General features: G+C 72.5%; 16 protein-coding genes and 1 pseudogene. 10 read left to right on the top strand and 7 right to left on the bottom strand.

What is annotated here, in order from left to right; all coding sequences use genetic code 11:
• Positions 1 to 21: 21 nt before the first annotated feature.
• Positions 22 to 654 (bottom strand): TIGR03086 family metal-binding protein, encoded by a 633-nt coding sequence (locus RIN80_RS08220; protein WP_309094849.1) that lies wholly within the window; start codon positions 652 to 654, stop codon positions 22 to 24.
• A 62-nt stretch (positions 655 to 716) separates the two neighbouring features.
• Here RIN80_RS08220 and RIN80_RS08225 point away from each other — a divergent pair, with 62 nt between their 5' ends.
• Complete coding sequence (locus RIN80_RS08225; protein ID WP_309094850.1) at positions 717 to 1,631, top strand: AraC family transcriptional regulator; 915 nt, start codon at positions 717 to 719, stop codon at positions 1,629 to 1,631.
• 39 nt (positions 1,632 to 1,670) lie between these two features.
• Positions 1,671 to 2,006 (top strand): YnfA family protein, encoded by a 336-nt coding sequence (locus RIN80_RS08230; protein ID WP_309094851.1) that lies wholly within the window; start codon positions 1,671 to 1,673, stop codon positions 2,004 to 2,006.
• 21 nt (positions 2,007 to 2,027) lie between these two features.
• Here the strand turns inward: RIN80_RS08230 and RIN80_RS08235 are convergent, their stop codons facing one another.
• Positions 2,028 to 2,462, bottom strand: a complete 435-nt coding sequence (locus RIN80_RS08235) for a nuclear transport factor 2 family protein (RefSeq protein ID WP_309094852.1) — start codon at positions 2,460 to 2,462, stop codon at positions 2,028 to 2,030.
• A 118-nt stretch (positions 2,463 to 2,580) separates the two neighbouring features.
• Between RIN80_RS08235 and RIN80_RS08240 the strand changes: the two genes are divergently transcribed.
• Complete coding sequence (locus tag RIN80_RS08240; RefSeq protein WP_309094853.1) at positions 2,581 to 3,357, top strand: SDR family NAD(P)-dependent oxidoreductase; 777 nt, start codon at positions 2,581 to 2,583, stop codon at positions 3,355 to 3,357.
• 14 nt (positions 3,358 to 3,371) lie between these two features.
• On the opposite strand, the gene RIN80_RS08245 is transcribed toward RIN80_RS08240, so the two are convergent.
• Positions 3,372 to 4,565 carry an RtcB family protein gene (locus tag RIN80_RS08245; protein WP_309094854.1) on the bottom strand — a complete coding sequence of 398 codons (1,194 nt, stop codon included), beginning with the start codon at positions 4,563 to 4,565 and terminating at the stop codon, positions 3,372 to 3,374.
• Between the two features lie 171 nt (positions 4,566 to 4,736).
• On the opposite strand from RIN80_RS08245, the gene RIN80_RS08250 reads away from it, so the two are divergent.
• From RIN80_RS08250 to RIN80_RS08260, 3 genes are all read left to right on the top strand, one after another.
• Complete coding sequence (locus tag RIN80_RS08250; RefSeq protein WP_309094855.1) at positions 4,737 to 5,555, top strand: DUF3558 domain-containing protein; 819 nt, start codon at positions 4,737 to 4,739, stop codon at positions 5,553 to 5,555.
• Positions 5,556 to 5,674: 119 nt separating this feature from the next.
• Positions 5,675 to 6,550 carry a DUF3558 family protein gene (locus tag RIN80_RS08255; protein ID WP_309094856.1) on the top strand — a complete coding sequence of 292 codons (876 nt, stop codon included), beginning with the start codon at positions 5,675 to 5,677 and terminating at the stop codon, positions 6,548 to 6,550.
• A gap of 124 nt (positions 6,551 to 6,674) precedes the next feature.
• Entirely contained in the window at positions 6,675 to 7,931 is a 1,257-nt protein-coding gene (locus RIN80_RS08260; protein ID WP_309094857.1) for a DUF2637 domain-containing protein, read from the top strand.
• A gap of 60 nt (positions 7,932 to 7,991) precedes the next feature.
• Here the strand turns inward: RIN80_RS08260 and lysS are convergent, their stop codons facing one another.
• A complete protein-coding gene (gene lysS / locus RIN80_RS08265; protein WP_309094858.1) occupies positions 7,992 to 9,737 on the bottom strand; it encodes a lysine--tRNA ligase in 1,746 nt (581 codons plus the stop codon).
• 149 nt (positions 9,738 to 9,886) lie between these two features.
• Between lysS and argS the strand changes: the two genes are divergently transcribed.
• From argS to RIN80_RS08280, 3 genes and pseudogenes are all read left to right on the top strand, one after another.
• Positions 9,887 to 11,650: an arginine--tRNA ligase gene (gene argS / locus RIN80_RS08270; protein ID WP_309094859.1), complete on the top strand. Its 1,764-nt coding sequence runs from the start codon at positions 9,887 to 9,889 to the stop codon at positions 11,648 to 11,650.
• A 191-nt stretch (positions 11,651 to 11,841) separates the two neighbouring features.
• A pseudogene (locus RIN80_RS08275) lies at positions 11,842 to 12,009 on the top strand (DUF2690 domain-containing protein); the annotation flags it as partial.
• 184 nt (positions 12,010 to 12,193) lie between these two features.
• A complete protein-coding gene (locus tag RIN80_RS08280) occupies positions 12,194 to 12,979 on the top strand; it encodes a DUF4253 domain-containing protein (RefSeq protein ID WP_309094860.1) in 786 nt (261 codons plus the stop codon).
• Between the two features lie 10 nt (positions 12,980 to 12,989).
• On the opposite strand, the gene RIN80_RS08285 is transcribed toward RIN80_RS08280, so the two are convergent.
• The gene (locus RIN80_RS08285; protein ID WP_309094861.1) at positions 12,990 to 14,219 is read right to left on the bottom strand and encodes a PLP-dependent aminotransferase family protein; all 1,230 of its coding nucleotides are present in this window, start codon (positions 14,217 to 14,219) and stop codon (positions 12,990 to 12,992) included.
• 196 nt (positions 14,220 to 14,415) lie between these two features.
• Here RIN80_RS08285 and RIN80_RS08290 point away from each other — a divergent pair, with 196 nt between their 5' ends.
• On the top strand, positions 14,416 to 15,108 hold the full coding sequence (locus tag RIN80_RS08290; RefSeq protein WP_309094862.1) for a hypothetical protein: 693 nt from the start codon (positions 14,416 to 14,418) through the stop codon (positions 15,106 to 15,108).
• A gap of 9 nt (positions 15,109 to 15,117) precedes the next feature.
• Here RIN80_RS08290 and RIN80_RS08295 read toward each other — a convergent pair whose 3' ends face one another.
• Positions 15,118 to 16,020 (bottom strand): SAM-dependent methyltransferase, encoded by a 903-nt coding sequence (locus RIN80_RS08295; RefSeq protein ID WP_309094863.1) that lies wholly within the window; start codon positions 16,018 to 16,020, stop codon positions 15,118 to 15,120.
• A gap of 109 nt (positions 16,021 to 16,129) precedes the next feature.
• Entirely contained in the window at positions 16,130 to 17,593 is a 1,464-nt protein-coding gene (locus tag RIN80_RS08300; protein WP_309094864.1) for a helix-turn-helix domain-containing protein, read from the bottom strand.
• Between the last annotated feature and the right edge of the window lie 197 nt (positions 17,594 to 17,790).

Genomic DNA, 17,790 nt, shown 5'->3' on the forward strand with positions numbered 1-17,790 from the left:
GTCGCTCACCCTCCAGGTTGTTTATGGTTCAACTATACCTGGGGAGCGCCGGAGCGCGCGGGATTGTTCCCAGGACGGATTCCTGCCGGTCCGCGCCAGCAGCCGCTCGAACGCCGACGCGCCCGCGGCCTCGGGCACCGGCTCCCCGAAGACGCCCATCCTCCGGGCCGTCGGCGCCAGCTCCTCCACCGCGCCGGCCAGCTCCGCCACCACCGCCTCGTCGGCACCCGGGTCGTCCTGGCCCGTCGCCCGCGCCAGGTCCCACACGTGCACGGTCAGATCGAGCAGCGCCATCGAGCCGACCAGCCGCGCGGGCATGCCCATCCCGCCGGTCGTGCCCTCCTCGGCACCGGGCGCGGACCAGGCCGCCACCAGCCGCTCCGCCTCCCCCGCCAGCCGCTCCCGCCACTGGGGGTCCGCCGCGACCACGTCGGCCGGCTCCCCGAAGTCCGACGCCTCCTTCGCGGCCAGCCGCTGGAACTGCACGACCACCTGGAACAGATGGTTGACCAGGGCTTGCACGTCATACTCGGCGCACGGCGTGGGAGCGGCGAGCGCCTCGTCCCCGATGCCCCGCACCACCGGAACCGCCCGCTTCCGGGCCAGCTCCAGCAGCTCTCCGATGCCGTACGTCCGCATGTCGTTGGTGTCCATGCCCCGACCGTAGGAAGACCCGGGGCTGCCCTTCTTGAAGAAACGCGACGTACGATCCGGCCATGGAGGCACCCCGCCACGACACCCGCGGGATCGTCGACCCGTCCGGCCTGCTCAGCCGCGTGCGATTCCGCCGCCACGAGCCCGCCGAACCGCTGCGCCGCCACGTCGAGTGGTACTGGCTGATCGACTGGGACCTGCCCGCGCCCTACGCCTCCCACATCGTCCCGCACCCGGCCGTCAACCTCACCTTCCAGTGGGACGAGGACGAAGGACCCCCCTACGCCGAGGTCACCGGCATCGCACTCGGGCTCTACACCCGGAAGCTGACCGGCCGCGGCCGGGTCTGCGGGGCGAAGTTCCGCCCGGGCGGCTTCCGGCCGTACACGCCCGAGACGCCGGCGTCCCACTGGACGGGCCGCGCCCTGCCCGCCCAGGAGGTGTTCCGGCAGATCACCGAGGACACCGCCCGTTCCATCGTCACCGGCGCCGACGACCGCGCCCGGGTGGCCGCCCTCGACGCCTTCCTGCTCTCCCTGCCCTGCGCCCCGGACCCCCAGGCCGACCTCGCGATCGACCTCGTCCGGCGCATCCGCGCCGACCGCACCGTGCGCCGCGTCGGCGACTTCGCCCGCGCGCAGGGGCTGTCGGTGCGCGCGCTGCAACGCCTCTTCGCCGCCCAGGTCGGCGTCAGCCCCAAGTGGATCATCCTGCGCTACCGCATCCACGAGGCCCTGGAACAGGCCGGCACCCGCAGCGACGTCGACTGGGCCGCCCTCGCCGCCGACCTCGGCTACGCCGACCAGGCCCACCTGGTGCGCGACTTCACGACGACGGTGGGAGTACCGCCCACGGCCTACGCGGCGGAGACCGGAACCGGGCGCTGGAACCGTCCCGCACCGAGGCCCGGGGCCACCCCCGGCCCCCGCACCACAGCGACCTCGGCCGCACCGGCCGCACCGGCCACCGGGACCTGACGCCGGACGGCACCACACCGACATGGGAAGCTGACCGCCATGTCCGTGCTCCGCTCCGCCGCCCTCTTCGTCCTCGCCGCGCTGCTGGAGATCGGCGGCGCCTGGCTGGTCTGGCAGGGCGTACGCGCACACAAGGGCTGGCTCTGGGCAGCCGGCGGCGTCCTCGCACTCGGCGCCTACGGGTTCGTCGCGACGTTCCAGCCCGACGCCCACTTCGGCCGCGTCCTCGCCGCCTACGGCGGGATCTTCGTCGCCGGCTCGATCCTGTGGGGCGTCGTCGCGGACGGCTACCGCCCGGACCGCTGGGACATCGCGGGCGCGCTGATCTGCCTCGCGGGCATGGCGGTCATCATGTACGCCCCGCGAGGGAACTGACCGCGGCCCCGGCCCGGTGCCTCAGAACGGCTCGTCCGGCAGCAGACCCAGCTGCCCCAGGAAGTCCATCTCGTCGAAGTACAGCCGGTAGTCGACGATCCGCCCGTCCTTCACGGTGGCGATGTCCACCCCGCGGATCCGCACCTCCTTCTGCGTCGGAGGCAGCGTCTCACCGTTGGGCAGCTCCAGCGGCCCCGTGTTCCGCCCGCTGTAGACGCCCTCGTCGATGGCCGTGTCCCCGGCCTCGTAGGAGTGCAGCGTCCGGTACGTCGCGCCGGGAACCGCCTCCGTCATCGTCCGCCAGTACGCGACGATGGCGTCGCGCCCGCGCAGCTCGCCCTCGTCGGGGGTGAAGGCGACCGCGTCCTCGGCGTACAGATCGGCCACGACCTCCAGATCCGGGTGTGTGGTGACCGCGTCCGTGAGCCGGTCCATGACCTCACGTGCCTCGCCCATGATCCACCTCCAGGGAAACAGGGGATCACCCGCCCTCATTCTCCCACCGCGGGCCCCTTCTATCCTGGCCGCACACCCGGCGCAGAAGCCGGCCGGCCCGCCCACCCGAGGAGCTCCCATGGCCACCGCCGCCCCGTCCGCAGCCTCCCGCATCGCCGTCGTCACCGGTGCGAGCAGCGGCATCGGCGCCGCCACGGCACGCCGACTCGCCGCCGCGGGTTACCGCGTGGTCCTCACCGCGCGCCGCAAGGACCGCATCGAGGCACTGGCCGAGGAGATCAACCAGGCGGGCCACCAGGCCACGGCCTACCCGCTGGACGTCACCGACCGCGCGGCCGTCGACGAGTTCGCCACGGCCTTCAGGACGATCGGCGTCCTGGTGAACAACGCGGGCGGCGCACTCGGCGCCGACCCGGTCGCGACCGGCGACCCGGCCGACTGGCGGGCGATGTACGAGACGAACGTCATCGGCACGCTCAACCTCACCCAGGCGCTGCTGCCCAAGCTGATCGCGAGCGGCGACGGCACGGTCGTGGTCGTCTCCTCCACCGCGGGCCACGCCACCTACGAGGGCGGCGCCGGCTACGTCGCCGCCAAGCACGGCGCCCACGTCCTGGCCGAGACCCTGCGCCTGGAGATCGTCGGCCAGCCGGTCCGCGTCATCGAAGTCGCCCCCGGCATGGTCAGGACGGAGGAGTTCGCCCTGACCCGCTTCGGCGGCGACGAGGAGAAGGCGGCGAGGGTCTACGCGGGCGTGGCCGAGCCCCTCACCGCCGACGACGTCGCCGACACGATCACCTGGGCGGTCACCCGCCCCGCCCACGTCAACATCGACCTCCTGGTGGTCCGCCCCCGCGCCCAGGCATCGAACACGAAGGTGCACCGGGAGGCGTAGGGCCGGCCGTCCGGTCAGCCCTTGACGCAGACGACCTGCTTGATCTGCGCCACGACCTCCACGAGATCGCGCTGCTGGTCGATGACCTGCTCGATCGGCTTGTAGGCGCCCGGGATCTCGTCCACGACGCCGGAGTCCTTGCGGCACTCCACGCCCCGCGTCTGCTCCTCCAGGTCCTTCGTGGAGAACCGGCGCTTGGCCGCGGTGCGGCTCATGCGCCGGCCCGCGCCGTGCGACGCCGAGTTGAAGGACTTGTCGTTGCCGAGGCCCTTCACGATGTACGAACCCGTGCCCATGGAGCCCGGGATGATCCCGTACTCGCCGGAGCCCGCCCGGATCGCGCCCTTGCGGGTCACGAGCAGGTCCATGCCCTCGTACCGCTCCTGGGCCACGTAGTTGTGGTGGCAGGAGATCTCCGGCTCGAAGGTCGGCCTGGCCTTCTTGAACTCCTTGCGGACGACGTCCTTCAGGAGCGCCATCATGATCGAGCGGTTGTACTTCGCGTACTCCTGCGCCCAGAACAGGTCGTTGCGGTAGGCCGCCATCTGCGGGGTGTCCGCGACGAAGACGGCCAGGTCCCGGTCGACCAGACCCTGGTTGTGCGGGAGCTTCTGGGCCACGCCGATGTGGTGCTCGGCCAGTTCCTTGCCGATGTTGCGGGAACCGGAGTGGAGCATCAGCCAGACAGAACCGGTCGTATCCGTACAAACCTCGACGAAGTGATTCCCACCGCCGAGCGTTCCCATCTGCTTTGTGGCGCGTTCGGAACGGAACTTGACTGCCTCCGCCACCCCTTCGAACCGCCCCCAGAACTCGTCCCACCCCGCCGTGCCGAACCCGTGCAGCCGCCCGGGGTCGACCGGGTCGTCGTGCATGCCGCGGCCCACCGGGATCACCTGCTCGATCCGCGACCGCAGCCGGGACAGGTCTCCGGGCAGGTCGTTGGCCGTCAGGGACGTCTTCACCGCCGACATGCCGCAGCCGATGTCGACGCCGACCGCCGCCGGGCACACCGCGTCCTGCATGGCGATGACCGAGCCGACCGTCGCGCCCTTGCCGTAGTGCACGTCGGGCATGACGGCCAGGCCCTTGATCCACGGCAGCGTGGCCACGTTCCGCAGCTGCTGGAGCGCCGAGTTCTCGACGGTGGCCGGATCGGCCCACATCCGGATCGGTACCTTCGCACCAGGTATCTCTACATACGACATAGCGTCCTCAATCCCCCGTAAACGAACAGAAGTCCTCAAGAGCGAATACCGGCGCCAAGGTCGACGAAAGGGATTCCGGACCGGCGTCCACGGCAGTGCGTGCGATACACATTGTGTTCATCGGCCGCCCCACGGCGGCAAGCCGATTTCCGCGTCGTAAGGAGCCACCACGTGCAACGGAAGGCGTACGCGTCCGGTATCGCCGCGCTCCTCGCGGCGTTGCTGGCCGGCTGCACCGGCGGTTCGGGCGACGGTGACGTCACGGACGGCTCCAACCCGGGCGACACCGGCACGGCCTCCCCCGCCGCCGAGCCCGGCCGCTACCGCACCCTGCCCGAGCCCTGCACCGCGGTCGGCGAGGGCACACTCGACGAACTCCTGCCCGGCATCCGGCAGATCGCCGACGCCGAGCAGCGCGAGAAGGCCTACGAGGGCGAGCCGACGACGACGTTCGACACCGACCGCAAGGTCGGCTGCCGCTGGAAGGTCGACTCCCGGGACGCCACGGACCACCTGCTCGTCGACTTCGAGCGGGTCGTCTCCTACGACAACGCCGTCAGCGACGACAGCCAGGCCGAGCAGCTGTTCGCGGAGCAGGAGGCGGCGGCCCACCTGCCCGAGCCGACGACCACGGAGTCGGCGGTCACGGGCAGCACCCCGGCGGGCGGTGCCTCCGAGGCCCCGAGCGGCTCCCCCTCCCCGTCCGGCTCCTCGTCGCCCCCGGCGTCCGCCTCCGCGACCCCGACGGAGCTCCGGCCGCGCGTCCTGGAGGACCTCGGCGACGAGGCGTTCCTCGACGACGAGCTGTCCAGCTCCGGTTCGACCGCCAAGCAGCGGACGGTGACTGTGGCGTTCCGCACGTCCAACGTCATCGTGACCATCGAGTACGCGGAGCAGCCGGCCACCGTGGGCGCGGTCCCGGACAGCAAGGAAATGCAGGACAGGGCCCAGAAACTGGCCTCCCGGCTGGCGGATTCGCTGAGCGCCTGAGGCCCTTTCACAGCCCGTTCACGGGTGCCCGCGAAGCGTCCGAAGGAAGAACACACCGTCGGCTCACCGCGTACCGTGACCACTCGGACCCGTTCCGACCGCAGGGAACCACGAGCGTCATGAGTGAAGGAACCATGCAGCGACGAGAAGAGCGACAGCAGCGAGCGAAGCGCCTGAACCGCGTCCTTGTCTGCGCGGCCGCCGTCCCCGTGATGCTGGTCGCCGCCGGCTGCTCCTCGGACTCCGGCTCCGGCGACAGCACGGACAAGGCCGAGAAGGCCGCGGCGTCGGCGTCCGCGAGCCCGTCGCCGACCGTGGAGGCGGCGGCGTACGGCAAGCTCCCGGAGCCGTGCAAGGCGTTGTCGAAGAAGACGCTGGAGGACCTCGTCCCGAAGGACAAGTCCGGCAAGGAGGGCAAGTCGGACGACATCTCCACGCGGGCCGGCTGCTCGTGGAACAGCCTGGACAACAACGGCGTCAAGGGCTCGCAGTTCCGCTGGCTGAACGTGTCGATGCTGCGCTTCGAGTCGGACGTCACCCGCGGCCCGGCCGACAAGCAGGCCCAGGAGTACTACGAGAAGCAGGTCCAGGACGCGCAGGCGGCCGAGGGCGCCAAGGGCGTCGAGTCGGAGCCGGTGCCCGGGACGGGCGACCAGGCGACGGCCGTCCACTACGACCTGAAGAAGAAGGAAGGCACCTTCAAGCAGCAGACGGTCGTGGCGCGCGTGGAGAACGTGGTCGTCACCCTCGACTACAACGGCGCGGGTCTGGCCGGCGACAAGACGCCGAGCGCCGACGAGCTGCTGAAGGACGCGAAGAAGGCCGCCAAGGAGGCCGTCGCGGCGGTGTCCGAGGCCAACGGCGCGGGCGGCGGCAAGGCGAGCGGCTCCCCGTCGAAGTCCCCTTCCCAGTCCCCCTCGAAGCCGGCGTCCAAGGGCGCTTCGGACGAGCCCTCGAAGGGCGCGTCGAAGTCGCCGTCCAGGAAGAGCGCGTAGCGGAGCCGGACAGGCCCGGCGGGATCCGGCCACCCGTTCCCCGTACACATGTGCCACCCTGTTGCGCGCAACAACACGCAAGGGGAGGGGAGTACGGGTGGCCGCGCCACTGCAGCTGACTCGGATGCACCGCGTTCTCATCGGCGTGGTCGTGGCCGGTGCCGTGATCATCGCCGGCATCGGCTTCGCCGGTTCGTACGCGGCGGTCCGCGAGTTGGCCCTCAAGAAGGGCTTCGGGGACTTCTCCTACGTCTTCCCGATCGGCATCGACGCGGGCATCTGCGTCCTGCTGGCCCTGGACCTGCTCCTGACGTGGATCAGGATCCCGTTCCCCCTGCTGCGCCAGACGGCCTGGCTGCTGACGGCGGCGACGATCGCCTTCAACGGCGCCGCGGCCTGGCCGGATCCGCTCGGCGTGGGCATGCACGGGGTGATCCCGATCCTCTTCGTCGTCTCGGTCGAGGCGGCCCGGCACGCGATCGGCCGCATCGCCGACATCACGGCCGACAAGCACATGGAGGGCGTCCGCCTCACCCGCTGGCTGCTCTCCCCCATCCCGACGTTCCTGCTGTGGCGCCGGATGAAGCTCTGGGAGCTCCGCTCCTACGAGCAGGTGATCAAGCTGGAGCAGGAACGCCTGGTGTACCAGGCGCGGCTGCGCTCCCGCTTCGGGCGTGCCTGGCGCAGGAAGGCGCCGGTGGAGTCGCTGATGCCGCTGCGGCTGGCCCGCTACGGCGTGCCGCTGGCGGAGACGGCCCCTGCGGGCCTGGCGGCGGCGGGCATAGAGCCGGCGCTGATCCCTCCGCCCCCGCCGCAGGCGGAGGTGGGACCGGACCGGCGTGGGGCGGGGTCGGCGCCCGACCCGCGCAGGGCGGCGCCGGCCGGCGAGCAGCGTCTGGAGCTCGACAGCGGTCCCGAGGCCGAGTACCCGGACCAGGAGCCCGAGCCGGAGCAGAGCCCGTGGTTCAACACCCCGCGCGAGGTCGAGTACCAGGGCGGCTACGACCCGGACTACGACCCGGCCGAGCACTACGCGCAGTGGATCGCGGAGCAGCAGGAGGCCGAGCGGTACCAGCCCGAGTACGACCGTGAGCCGCCCTCCGCGGAGGACACCGGCAGCTTCCCGATACCGGTGGGCCCGAACCGTACGCGCGAGCTGGGCGAGGGCGGCGGCACGCCCCCGGCCCCGGAGCCGGACGAGGAGGCGTACTACCAGGTGTTCCGCCAGTCGATCGACGGCAGCTACCCCACCCCCCGGGGGCTGGGGGACAACATCCAGGCCACCTACGGCACGACGCTGAGCCCCGGTGAGCTGAAGTCCCTCGTGGAGCGCTTCCAGAAGCGTCACTCGGCGGAGCTGGAGGAGGACCACATCGCCTGACGGCGGGGCGAGACGCGAAGGAGGGGCCCTCGTCGAGGGCCCCTCCTCACTGTCCGCCCGTCACGCGCCGAGCAAGGTCCGCACCCGCTCCTGCCCCACCGCCAGCAGCAGCGTGGGCAGCCGCGGCCCGGTGTCCCGCCCGACCAGCAGGTGGTACAGCAGCGCGAAGAAGGACCGCTGGGCGGTCTTGATCTCCGGCGGCAGTTCCTTCGGGGTGGCGTCGGCGGAGAACCCGGCCTGCACCTTGGGCACGCCGTAGACGAGGTGGGTCAGCCCGTCGAGCGACCAGTGGTCGGCGAGTCCGTCGAGCAGCAGCCGCAGCGACTCGCGGCTCGGCTCGTCGAGCGACTTCAGCAGCTCGGCGTCGGGCTCGTCGCGCACGATGGTGCGCTGGTCGGCCGGGACGTGCGCGTTGATCCACGCCTCGGCCTTGTCGTAGCGGGGGCGGGCCTCGTCCAGCGAGGTCAGCGGCTGCTCCGGGTCGAGCTCGCTGAGGATGCGCAGCGCCTGGTCCTCGTGCCCGGCGGTGATGTCCGCGACGGACGCGAGCGTGCGGTACGGCAGCGGCCGGGGCGTGCGCGGCAGTTCGCCGGCGGCGGTGCGCACCGCTCGGGAGTGCGCGGCCATGTCGGCCGGCAGGGCGCTGCCGTCGGCGACCTTGGCGTCGAGCCGGTCCCACTCGTCGTAGAGCCGCTGGATCTCCTGGTCGAAGGCGACCTTGAAGGACTGGTTGGGCCGGCGGCGGGCGTAGAGCCAGCGCAGCAGCTGCGGCTCCATGATCTTCAGGGCGTCGGCCGGGGTGGGCACGCCGCCCTTGGAGGAGGACATCTTCGCCATGCCGGAGATGCCGACGAAGGCGTACATCGGGCCGATCGGCTGCTTGCCGCCGAAGATCCCGACGATCTGCCCGCCGACCTGGAACGACGAGCCGGGCGAGGAGTGGTCGACGCCGGAGGGCTCGAAGACGACGCCCTCGTACGCCCACCGCATCGGCCAGTCGACCTTCCAGACCAGCTTGCCGCGGTTGAACTCGCTGAGCCGGACCGTCTCCGAGAAGCCGCACGCGGTGCAGGCGTAGGTCAGCTCGGTGGAGTCGTCGTCGTAGGACGTGACGGTGGTGAGGTCCTTCTCGCAGTTGCCGCAGTACGGCTTGTACGGGAAGTAGCCGGCGGAGCCGGAGCTGCCGTCGTCCTCGGCGGCGGCGCCGGAGCCCTCGGCGGCCTCCAGCTCGGCCTCGTCGACCGGCTTCTGCCCCTGCTGCTTCTTGGCGGGGGCCTTCTTGGTGCGGTACTGGTCGAGGATGGCGTCGATGTCGCCGCGGTGCCGCATGGCGTGCAGGATCTGCTCGCGGTACGCGCCGGAGGTGTACTGCTCGGTCTGGCTGATCCCGTCGAACTCCACGCCGAGCTCGGCCAGCGACTCGATCATCGCGGCCTTGAAGTGCTCGGCCCAGTTCGGGTGCGCGGACCCCTTGGGCGCGGGCACGGACGTCAGCGGCTTGCCGATGTGCTCGGCCCAGGAGTCGTCGACGCCCGGGACGCCGGCCGGGACCTTGCGGTAGCGGTCGTAGTCGTCCCAGGAGATCAGGTGGCGCACCTGGTGGCCCCGGCGGCGGATCTCGTCGGCGACGAGGTGCGGGGTCATGACCTCGCGGAGGTTGCCGAGGTGGATGGGGCCGGACGGGGAGAGACCGGACGCGACGACGACGGGTTTGCCCGGGGCCCGGCGCTCCGACTCCTCGATGACCTCATCCGCGAAACGGGAGACCCAGTCGGTGGTCTCGGTGCTCTGAGCCACGATCGGCACGTCCTTCTTTCTGCATCGGGCAGCCGGTACGGTCGCACGGCTGACCGCATCATTGTCCCAGACCGCCTCGCGCCCGGAAAAACGGCTTTACCCCCATGGGATACTGGCCGTGTCTATCGATTCCCTCGAGGAGAACGGCACCCTTACCTATGGCCTCGGTCACGTCCCTCAGCGACTCCGTCCACCAGCGCCTCGCGGCGGCCCTGTCGGCGGCCCTGCCGCAGGCCGGTTCCGCGGACCCGCTGCTGCGACGAAGCGACCGGGCCGACTTCCAGGCCAACGGGATCCTGGCCCTCGCCAAGAAGGCGAAGGCCAACCCGCGGGAGCTGGCGACCCAGGTCGTCTCCCGGGTGGAGTCGGGTGAGCTGATCGGGGACGTCGAGGTCTCCGGGCCCGGCTTCCTGAACATCACGGTCACCGACCGGGCGATCACGGAGAACCTCGCGGCGCGCTGGGCCGACGACACCGGCCGCCTCGGCGTGCCGCGCGCCGAGCGGCCCGGCACCACGGTCATCGACTACGCCCAGCCGAACGTGGCGAAGGAGATGCACGTCGGGCACCTGCGCTCCGCGGTGATCGGCGACGCGGTGGTGCAGCTGCTGGAGTTCACCGGCGAGCACGTGGTCCGGCGCCACCACATCGGCGACTGGGGCACCCAGTTCGGCATGCTCATCCAGTACCTGGACGAGCACCCGCACGAGCTGGACCACGGTTCGGCCGAGGTGAGCGGCGAGGAGGCGATGTCGAACCTCGACCGCCTCTACAAGGCCTCGCGCAAGCTGTTCGACTCCGACGAGGCGTTCAAGACGCGCGCCCGGCGCCGGGTGGTGGACCTCCAGGCGGGCGACGAGAAGACCCTCGCCATCTGGCAGAAGTTCGTCGACGAGTCGAAGATCTACTTCTTCTCCGTCTTCGAGAAGCTGGACATGGAGATCCGCGACGCGGACATCGTCGGCGAGTCGGGTTACAACGACATGCTCGCGGAGACCTGCCGCCTGCTGGAGGAGTCGGGCGTGGCGGTCCGCTCCGAGGGCGCGCTGTGCGTGTTCTTCGACGACGTCAAGGGCCCGGACGGCAAGCCGGTCCCGCTGATCGTGCAGAAGTCGGACGGCGGCTACGGCTACGCGGCGACCGACCTGTCGGCGATCCGCGACCGCGTGTTCGACCTCAAGGCGGACACGCTGGTGTACGTGGTGGACGCGCGTCAGTCGCTGCACTTCAAGATGGTCTTCGAGACGGCGCGCAGGGCGGGCTGGCTGAACGACGACGTGAAGGCGTTCCAGCTGGCCTTCGGCACGGTCCTCGGCAAGGACGGCAAGCCGTTCAAGACGCGTGAGGGCGAGACGGTCCGCCTGGTCGACCTGCTGGACGAGGCGATCGACCGTGCTTCGGCGGTGGTCCGGGAGAAGGCCCAGGACCTCTCCGAGGAGGAGATCGCCGAGCGGGGCGCCCAGGTGGGTGTCGGCGCGGTGAAGTACGCGGACCTGTCGACGTCGGCCAACCGGGACTACAAGTTCGACCTGGACCAGATGGTCTCGCTGAACGGCGACACGTCGGTCTACCTGCAGTACGCCTACGCCCGTATCCAGTCGATCCTGCGCAAGGCCGGCGCCTCCCGCCCGGCCGCGCACCCGGAGCTGCAACTGCACGCCGCGGAGCGGGCGCTGGGCCTGCACGTGGACTCCTTCGCGGAGACGGTGGCGGAGGCGGCCCGGGAGTACGCCCCGCACAGGCTGGCGGCGTACCTGTACCAACTGGCGTCGCTGTACACGACGTTCTACGACAAGTGCCCGGTGCTGAAGGCCGAGACGCCCGAGCAGGTCGAGAACCGCCTGTTCCTGTGCGACATCACGGCCCGCACCCTCCACCGGGGCATGGCGCTGCTGGGCATCCGGACGCCCGAGCGGCTCTGAGGCCCGGCCGGGACGGACGGACCGAGGGCGGCACTCCCCCGTGAGTGTCGCCCTCGGCGTTTTCGGAAGTCTGGGTGGACCAGGAGCAGTTGGCGCACGTGTGGGACTTCATGTAGCGGCTCACGCTGCCGGTCTCCTTCCCGGCGCCCCGCTGCCGGGGGAGCGCCTGCGGGGGCGGGAGCCCGATGCTCATGACGTGCGGCACGGACCCGTTCACCCTCGCCTCGCACCGCACGTCGACCGGGGCCCACCTCGAACTGCGCCACGGGGCCCGGTGCGGGGCCGGGTGGGCGCGGACGTGGAGCACGCGCATCGGCGACCGCCTGGAGCTGGAGGCAGCCGGTGGCGGCCGGCCGTCCACCGCCGGGATCACCGACGGCCTGGCCGCGCAGTCGTACCTCTACACGCCCATGGCGGCGGCCCGTTGCGGCACGGTGCTCCGCGCCTGCTGCCGCCCCGTGACGGGAGCCGGCGCGAGTGCTTCGAGGCACGCCCGTGAACCGGCCGGCCGCGTTGTCAGTGGCCGGCCCTACAGTCACCCGCATGGCGACTCTCCCGAACCCCCTGCCCGCGCTGGCCGCGGACCCCGGCGGCCGCGCGCTCGGACTGCGCCTCCCCGCCGGCGCGCTCGTCGACACCACGGCCGCGGGGCCCTGGCACGAGCCGTTGCTGTGGTGCGCGCGGGAGCGCGCCCGGCCGGGTGAGCGGGAGCTGCTGGAACCGGCCAGGCGCCGGGGCCTGCTGCCGGTCGTGCTCGACGTCGGCGACGGTCACGGCGGCCCGGACCGCTGGGAGCTGGCACCCGCCGACGTGTCGTACCCGGGGGACCACGACGCCGAGGAGGTCCTGGCGGAGTACTGGCAGGAGCACGCGGTAAACGGCGCCCCCTGGCCGGGCGCGGACACCGCGCCGCCCGCCGGCCGGGACCCGGACACGGTGGCCGCCGATGCCGCGGACGCCCTCCTGGACGACGGCGGCCCCCTCAAGGAGCCCCGCCTGGCGCTCGTCCCGGCCCGCCGCAGCGCCGACATACCGGCGGCGATCGGCTGGACCGGCGCGGTGCACCACGAGGCGGACCCGGCCCGGCTCGGCGCGGTGCTGCGCGACTGGGAGGACCGCTTCGGCATACGCGTCACGGCGCTCGGCTTCGACCACCTGCTGGTGTCGGTCGCCGCCCCGCCCGTCACGCCCGCCGACGCGGAGGCCGTCGCCGCGGAACACTTCGCGTTCTGCCCGGACAACCTCCGGCACGGCGCCGGCCCGTCCCTGCGGGCCTACGCCGAGCACCAGGTCCTCGGCCGCAGCTCATGGCACTTCTGGTGGGACTGACCCGGGCGGCCTAGAGGGTGTCCGGGGCACCGTCCCGCAGCCCCTCGCCCAGTCTGCGCAGCCCTTCGGCGATCTCCTGCGGGGCCTGCGTCACGAAGCACAGCCGCAGGGTCGTCCGGTCGGGCCGGCCCGCGTAGAAGGGGGCGCCGGGGACGTAGGCCACGTCGTGGCGCACCACCCGCGGCAGCAGCGCCGTCGTGTCGTACGGCTCCGGCAGCCGGGCCCAGAGGAACATGCCGCCCTCGGGCCGGTTCCACACCGAGCCCTCGGGCAGCGCCCCGGCCAGTCCCGCGAGCAGGGCGTCCCGGCGGGTGCGATAGACCCCGGCGACGCGTGCGACGTGGGCGTCCAGGTCGTGGTCGGCGAGGTACCGGGCGGCGGCGAGCTGGTTGACGGTCGGGGTGTGCAGGTCGGCGGCCTGCTTGGCGACGGCACAGGCACGCCGCAGTTCGCCGGGCGCCCGCAGCCAGCCCAGCCGCAGTCCGGGTGCCATGACCTTGGAGAAGCTGCCGAGCAGCACCGTGCGGTCCTCGGCGCCCGGCCGGGAGGCGATCCAGGGGACGCGTTCGCCCTCGTAGCGCAGTTCCCCGTAGGGGTCGTCCTCGATGATCCACAGTCCGCGCCGGGCGGCGACGGCGGCCACGGCCGCGCGCCGTTCGGCGGGCAGCGTACGGCCGGTGGGGTTCTGGAAGGTGGGCACGGTGTACAGCAGCTTGGGCCGTTCGCGCACCACCAGGTCCTCCAGCGCCTCCGGATCGAGCCCCTGCTCGTCGCCGGGCACGGGCACGACCCGGGCTCCGGCGAAACCGAAGGCCTGGAGCGCCGCCAGGTAGCAGGGGTTCTCGACGAGGACGGTGTCGCCGGGTTCGAGCAGGGCGGTGGCCAGCAGGGAGAGGGCCTGCTGGGAGCCGGTGGTGACGAGCAGGTCGTCGGGCCCGGTGGGCAGTCCGCGGGCGGTGGTCCGGGCGGCCAGGGCGGCCCGCAGTGCGGGCTCGCCCTCGGTCGTGGAGTACTGCAGCGCCCGCGCGGGCTGCTCGGCCAGCACCGCCCGGTAGGAGTGGGCGATGCCGTCCGCGTCGAACAGCTCCGGCGCCGGCAGCCCGCCCGCGAAGTTGATCACTTCCGGTCGCGCGGTGACGGCGAGGATGTCCCGCACGGGAGAACCACCGACCGCCCGCGCCCGCGCGGCGAGCGGCGGCACGGACGCGTGGACGGCGGCAACGGGCTCGGCGACGGTCATGACACGGCTCCTTCGACAGCGGCGACGACGTGCCCCGCAGCCTAGAGACATACATGCTGTCTACAAGGAAGACTTCCGGGATACGGACACGGCACCCACCGGGCGGCAGCCGACCGGCGAGACCCGGCCGACCGGTGCGGCTCCCGCGCCCGTACGCTCGTCCGTCGGCAGGCCGGTGTCGACGGAGAGGGAGCGCATGGCAACGGGCAGGGACGGACACGGGCCCACGCCAGGAGCCGCCCGAGCGGCCCGGCCCACCGGGACCACTCCGCTCCGGCGCCGTACGGGCCCGGTGCACTGGTTCCTGTTCACCGGCGCGTGCGTGACGGCCTCCGTGACCCTGGTGTGGTGCGCTCCGGTGGTGCCCCTGCCGGGCTTCCTGCGCGGCCCGGTCTTCGTCACCTGCGCACTGGTGATACCGCTGGCACTCGTCCTGGTGCCCGGCGTCGCGCTCCGCCACGTCCGGCACAGGAAGACGCCGAAAGCGGCCATCGGGGCGCTCGTCGTCACCGTCCCCGCCGCCGTCGTGCTGGCGATCGTCACCCAGCAGGCGGCCGAGGAGCGTGCGCTGCGGGATCGGGGCCGGTGGACCGAGGCGGTCGTCGTCGACGTCCACCGCGGCAAGACCGACGAGTGTGCGCTGCGCACCCGCGGCGGCCGGGACATCTCACCCGAGATGACGGACGGCTGCGACCCGCAACGGCTCGATCCGGGCGACGCACTGCGCGTGCTGTACGACCCCGAGGGCGCGTCCGCACCGTTGGAGGACGAGGACACCGCCGTGGACCTGGATCCCGGCGCGTACGCGGGAGTGGCCGGCGGCCTGGCGGCGCTGGTCCTCGTGGCGGGCACGTGGGGCTGCGGACGGCTGAGCCGGGGGGAGACGTAGGGCCCGGTCTCAGCCCTTGGCCCCGACCGCGGCGTAGACGTTGATGTCCGCGTCCGTGACGTCGTCGATGTCGCGGTAGCGCACCTTCTCGATGTCGTCGAGCCCGGCGAGGAAGGCCTCCTCCGGCTGCTCGGGGACCGGGGCCGCGTGGTCGGGCCGCCAGCGGTGCGCGGGGACGACGCCCGGGTCGGCGATCTCCAGCCCGTTGCCGGTGAAGAACCGCTCGACCTCGGCCCGGGAGCGCAGCACGAAGGTGAACCCCCGCTCGGTGAAGGTCCGCTGGACCGCGCGGATGTTCTCGGGGTTGAGGTCCTCGGTGAGATGACTGAGCACCAGCCGGCTGCCGGCGGGCAGCGCGTCGAGCACCTCCCCCACCAGCGGATACGCCTCGTCGTCCGCGACGAAGTGCAGGACGGCGACCAGGCAGAGCGCGACCGGCCGGTCGAAGTCCAGGGTCTTGGCGGCCTGTTCGAGGATCCGGCCCGGGTCCCGCAGGTCGGCGTCGATGTAGTCCGTGCGCCCCTCGGGCCCGCTGGTCAGCAGGGCGCGCGCGTGGGCGAGCACGACGGGGTCGTTGTCCACGTACACGACCCGCGAGCCGGGCGTGATCCGCTGTGCGATCTGGTGCACGTTCTCCGCGGTCGGCAGCCCGGTCCCGATGTCGAGGAACTGCCGGATGCCGTCCCGCTCGACCAGCTGCGTCACCGCGCGGCGCAGGAAGTCCCGGTTGTGCCGCACGTCGAGGTACCCGCGCGGGTTGGCGGCGAGCGCCGCGGCGGCCGCGTCCCGGTCCGCCGGGTAGTGGTCCTTGCCGCCGAGGAAGACGTCGTAGACCCGCGCCGGGTGCGCCTTGCTGCTGTCGATCCTCCTGCGCAGCTCGGCGGGGTCCTGACTGAGGGCGTCACCGGACATGGACGTCTCCTGGGGGCTGGGTGGTCGTCGGCGACCACTTGGTCGGCCAACGACGTAACGACCTGCGTGACGTGCGGGTGCCCGCGGCCTCACGGGCACCCGCCGGCCGTCAGGACGCGCCGGTCGTCCCGGCCTTCACCCACTTCTCGCCGCCCAGCGGGAACTCGTAGGCCGGGCGCCCGTTGTTGCCGCTCGTGCGGAAGGGCCGGCCCCTGTCGTCCACGGTCAGCGTGCCCTGCCGGCTGCCGCTGGACCACCGCAGCTCCAGGTACCAGCTGACGTCGTAGGCGGAGGCGTCGGCCCGGATGTAGTAGACCTCCGGGTCGGACTCGCTCACCTTGAACGGGAAGTCGTCGTGGCCCGCCTCCGGCACGACGGCCGGCCGCGCCGCGTCGAGGGCGACCGTGAACAACCGGGTCGGCACACCACCGCCGCAGCCCACGCCCGGATAGCCCATGGCGTAGTCGTTCCAGGCGAGCGGGGCGCGTTTGCCGGCCATGCGGACCGTCAGCCCCTTGAGGACCACCGTCTCGTCCCCGGTCCCCTGCACGGTGACCTTCAGCAGTTGCTCCCCCGACGGAACGGCGTCCATCGCCGCCACCCAGCCCGGCGCGTCCTGCTCCAGCGGCGGCGGCACGACGCGGTCCGGCGGCAGATTCACCAGGTAGCGCTGGGAGCAGGGGTCCTCCCAGGCGTGCGGCTCGGTGTCGACGGAGAGCGGAGCCGGGCCGGAGGCGGGGGCGGTGTCGCGGCCGGGGCGTGCGGCGCCGGTGGCCGGGGCCGAGGGGCCGGAGGACGCGGCGGCCCCCTTCGCCTTGTCCTTGTCCTTCCCCTCTTCCCTGGCCGGGCCGGAGGGGGAGGAGGAACGGCCCGGGGGTGACACGGAGGCGACAGCGGAGCCGCCGGGCCGCGCGGCCGAGTCCGGCGCGGTCGCCGACCCGTGCCGCTCGTCCCCGTCGGTCCCGCCGGACGGCACGGCCACGGCGAGCCCGACCCCGCCGAGCACGACGGCCAGGGCCACACCGGCGAGCACGGCGGGACGCGGCCGACGCGGACGCCGGCCGGCGGACCCGCCCGACAGCACCTCGCCCGCCCGTTCCGACCGCCCCTCGTCCGCAGCGCCCTCACCTGAACCGCCCGGGTCCGGACGGCCCCCGCCCGAGCCGTTCTCCTCCTGGACGCCCTGCTCCAAGACCGGCTCCGGATCCCCCTCTCGATCCGGACCCCGAGCTGGATCCGGCTCCCCCGGCGACGGACGGTTCTCCACGGGCTCCTCATCCGCGACGGACCCGGAATCGTCGGCGCCCGCTCCCCCCTTCCGCCCCCGCCCCGCATCCGCCAGCACCCACCGCCGGTGCAGCTCCACCAGCTCCCGGGGCGACGCCTTGCACAGCCGCGCGAGCCGCTCCACGGGCGCGTAGTCGGCCGGTACGGCGTCCCCGTTGCAGTACCGGTGCAGCGTCGAGGTACTCATGTGCAGCCGCTTGGCGAGCACCCCGTAGCTCAGCCCGGAGCGCTCCTTCAACTCCCCCAGCAGTGCCGCGAAATCACCCGCGGCCGTGCTCTCCGACACTGTTCCTCCAGCCCCCGTGTCCCGTTCCACCGTTCCAGGGAACGGTCGTTTCCCCTGGTCAATGGCCGTGCGGGCGTTCCAGCGTCCCTGATCGCCCGCCGAGTGTGGCGGCCGGGACGCATCACCCCACAAGCTCTGGTCATCCAAGCACGCCACTCCCGGCCGACCGGTCGAGCGGCCCGCCCGGGCCCACTTCC

Origin of the sequence: Streptomyces sp. (assembly GCF_031181705.1) — a bacterium.
Lineage (GTDB): Bacteria > Actinomycetota > Actinomycetes > Streptomycetales > Streptomycetaceae > Streptomyces.

Coding starts and splice junctions, on each gene's coding strand:
- RIN80_RS08285 (WP_309094861.1), bottom strand. CDS start 14,219: ATGACCGTCGCCGAGCCCGTTGCCGCCGTCCACGCGTCCGTGCCGCCG.
- RIN80_RS08290 (WP_309094862.1), top strand. CDS start 14,416: ATGGCAACGGGCAGGGACGGACACGGGCCCACGCCAGGAGCCGCCCGA.
- argS (WP_309094859.1), top strand. CDS start 9,887: ATGGCCTCGGTCACGTCCCTCAGCGACTCCGTCCACCAGCGCCTCGCG.
- RIN80_RS08235 (WP_309094852.1), bottom strand. CDS start 2,462: ATGGGCGAGGCACGTGAGGTCATGGACCGGCTCACGGACGCGGTCACC.
- RIN80_RS08295 (WP_309094863.1), bottom strand. CDS start 16,020: ATGTCCGGTGACGCCCTCAGTCAGGACCCCGCCGAGCTGCGCAGGAGG.
- RIN80_RS08240 (WP_309094853.1), top strand. CDS start 2,581: ATGGCCACCGCCGCCCCGTCCGCAGCCTCCCGCATCGCCGTCGTCACC.
- RIN80_RS08245 (WP_309094854.1), bottom strand. CDS start 4,565: ATGTCGTATGTAGAGATACCTGGTGCGAAGGTACCGATCCGGATGTGG.
- RIN80_RS08220 (WP_309094849.1), bottom strand. CDS start 654: ATGGACACCAACGACATGCGGACGTACGGCATCGGAGAGCTGCTGGAG.
- RIN80_RS08255 (WP_309094856.1), top strand. CDS start 5,675: ATGAGTGAAGGAACCATGCAGCGACGAGAAGAGCGACAGCAGCGAGCG.
- RIN80_RS08280 (WP_309094860.1), top strand. CDS start 12,194: ATGGCGACTCTCCCGAACCCCCTGCCCGCGCTGGCCGCGGACCCCGGC.
- RIN80_RS08260 (WP_309094857.1), top strand. CDS start 6,675: ATGCACCGCGTTCTCATCGGCGTGGTCGTGGCCGGTGCCGTGATCATC.
- RIN80_RS08225 (WP_309094850.1), top strand. CDS start 717: ATGGAGGCACCCCGCCACGACACCCGCGGGATCGTCGACCCGTCCGGC.
- RIN80_RS08230 (WP_309094851.1), top strand. CDS start 1,671: ATGTCCGTGCTCCGCTCCGCCGCCCTCTTCGTCCTCGCCGCGCTGCTG.